Source organism: Nocardioides sp. CPCC 206348 (assembly GCF_048654705.1).
Lineage (GTDB): Bacteria > Actinomycetota > Actinomycetes > Propionibacteriales > Nocardioidaceae > Nocardioides.
On the sequence record NZ_JBMCZA010000050.1, the window covers coordinates 1 to 2557 of the forward strand.

At 68.9% G+C, this 2557-nt stretch carries 3 protein-coding genes and 1 pseudogene; all 4 read right to left on the reverse strand.

The genetic code is table 11. From position 1 onward, the window contains the following. Window positions 1–256: 256 nt before the first annotated feature. Window positions 257–1273: an MBL fold metallo-hydrolase gene (locus ACOADB_RS01800; protein WP_378596197.1), complete on the reverse strand. Its 1017-nt coding sequence runs from the start codon at window positions 1271–1273 to the stop codon at window positions 257–259. Next, the gene (locus ACOADB_RS01805; RefSeq protein ID WP_378596198.1) at window positions 1273–1605 is read right to left on the reverse strand and encodes an EthD family reductase; all 333 of its coding nucleotides are present in this window, start codon (window positions 1603–1605) and stop codon (window positions 1273–1275) included. The genes ACOADB_RS01800 and ACOADB_RS01805 overlap by 1 nt, the downstream gene beginning before the upstream one ends. 29 nt (window positions 1606–1634) lie before the next feature. Next, window positions 1635–2282, reverse strand: a complete 648-nt coding sequence (locus ACOADB_RS01810) for a TetR family transcriptional regulator (protein ID WP_378596199.1) — start codon at window positions 2280–2282, stop codon at window positions 1635–1637. 51 nt (window positions 2283–2333) lie between these two features. Continuing rightward, window positions 2334–2557: pseudogene (locus ACOADB_RS01815) on the reverse strand (acyl-CoA synthetase); the annotation flags it as partial.

Sequence of the window (2557 nt, forward strand, 5' to 3'; positions counted from 1 at the left end):
CGCCTGCCTCCGACGGCACGCCACTGGCCGCCACGGGACCCGACAGCGGGTACCAGGCGCCGATCTTGAGGGCGTCGTCGCTGCTGCCGCCGCCAGAGCCACACGCCGCCAGCAGGAGCGAGGACACCACCGCTGCGATACCGAACCGGACCGTCTTCATGAGGAACCTCCGACTAACTGAGTTGAGTTCACTTCAGTAGTGAAGCAGGCCAACGGTGTGATGGCAACCACTTCGGACCGAAAAACTGAATTGAGTTCAGTCGAGCGAGAAGAGTGCTCCGTCGGGCCCGTCCGCGACAACGGCCCGGGCGCGCGCAACGAGGACGTCGAGGTGCGCGATCGTCTCGCAGGTCGCGATCATCCGGTTGAAGTCGTCGAGCTCGGCGTACGCACGCCGGTGGCGCGTCCAGGTCAGGGCCTGCGCCACCTGCGAGGCCGTGGCCGTCGAGCCGAGGCGGTCCAGCGCCTCGACCGTCTCGGCCAGGCGTACGTCGTGGTGCTCGAGCAGCTCGGAGGCACGGGCATGGACGCTCGACCCGGGCGCTCCGTGGGCCGGCAGCAGGACGGCGTCCGGCCGCGCCAGCACCTGCTCGAGCGAGGTCAGATAGCTGCCGAGCGGGAGGTCCCACTCCCCCAGCTCGAAACCGATGGACGGGGAGATGGTCGGCAGCAGGTGGTCACCCGCGAACAACAGGCCGGCCTCGAGATCGTGGAACACGAGGTGGCCCTTGGTGTGACCGGGCGTGGCCACCGCCTCGACCACGCGAGCACCGATGGCGTACTCCCCCGGATCCAGCCAGCTGTCCGGCTTCTCCCAGGACTCGGCGTCGAAGCACTCCGCAGCCGTCAGCTCCTCGATCAGGTCCGCCAGGTCCGGGTCGCCCGACCGGCGCAGCTGGGCGAGCGAGGCAACCGGGACGTTGCTCGCGATCTCGAGGAGCTCGTGCAGTCCGGGCGCTTCGTCGCGGCCCAGGCCGATCCTGGTGCCGAACCGGCGGCGCAGCTCCACGGCCAGCGTGTAGTGGTCACGGTGGATGTGGGTGACATAGACGTCGCGGACCGACGCGGCGTCGTACCCGACGGAGCGGAGCGCCGACTCGAGCTCGTCGAGACTGGTCGGGGTCCGCCAGCCGGCATCGATGAGCACCAGCCCGTCGCCGGTCTCCATCGCGTAGACGTTGACCGCGCGCAGGCCGTCGCCCGGCATGCTCAACGGGATCCGGAAGACCCCGGCGGAGACCTCATGGGCGCCGGGCTCGGCCCAGTCGTCCATCAGACAACCTGCGCTGCGGCCACCATGGTCATCTCGTCGCCGGTGAAGATCATCCGGCGCCCACGCATGGTGCCCACATGGGCGACCGCGGCCTTCCACTCCTCGCTCGCGAGCGCGGCGTCGAGCGCCTCGCGCGAGTCGAAGCTCAGCACTGACATGCCGTCCCATCCCGAGGACGCCGGGTCGATGCCGTCGACGAGCTCGGTGTGCAGCCAGCGTCGGAGCCCCGGCAGCGGATAGGTCACGTCGGCGTGCTCACCACGCCACCATTCGATGAACTGGTCGTGGGTCCAGTCAGTGGGTCGGGCAGCAAGGACGATCAGGTTGTACATGCAGCCATACTGACATGAACTAGGTTCAATTACGAGGGGTCCGGGCCGACGACCCGCAGGCAGGCGCCGGTGATCAGCTTGCGCACCTGGTCGAGGGTCATCGGTCCCCCGGGGCGGTACCAGCGCCACACGCTGACCACCATCGAGAGCAGCACGGTGGCCATCGCGTGGGCGTCGCGCTTGGGGAAGTCCTTCGCCTTCATGCCGCGCTCGAGCAGCCCGGTCCACTCGTTCTCGATGTCACGCACGAGGCCGCGCGCACGCTGCCGCTCCGCCTCCTCCTTCTCGGAGGGCCGCGGGGTGGCGAGCAGGTCCATGTGGCTCTGCAGGATGCGCATCTGCAGCACCTCGCGCTCCGTGACGTCGTACGCCGCCGCGACGGCCGCCTTGAGCGCCTTGTCGGCCGGCGTGACGTCGGCCGTGACCTCGCGGAAGCGCTCGAGCGAACGACCGAGCTCCATGTTCATGATGGTGAGCAGGCAGTGGGCCTTGGACTCGAAGTAGTGGTAGAGCGCGGTCTGGCCGATGCCGACCTCGTCGGCGATCTTCGCCCACTTGGTGTGCTCGTAGCCGTCCTGGCCGAAGCTGTCGATCGCAGCAGCGAGGATCACCGCACGCTTGGATCGCGGCCCCTCGGTCTCGGGCAACGTCTGCACCATCGTGGACCCCGTTCGCATCAGACAAGTCGAGCTCGGCTCGCCATGCTAGCAACGTGAGGTGAACTCAGGTCACTCCGACGCGGCGAGTTCCGAGGCCAGCCGGACCGCGTCCGGACGGGACAGCTTGCCCACCCGGTTCTGCGGGAGGTCCGGCACGGCGAAGACGAACTCGGGCCATTTCGCCTTGGGGAAGCCCGCCTCGTCGAGCCGGGACGTGATGTCGGGAAGGCTCAGGGCCGGCCCGACAGCGACCACCAGCGCGGCGACGCGTTCGCCGAGCATCTCGTCGGGCA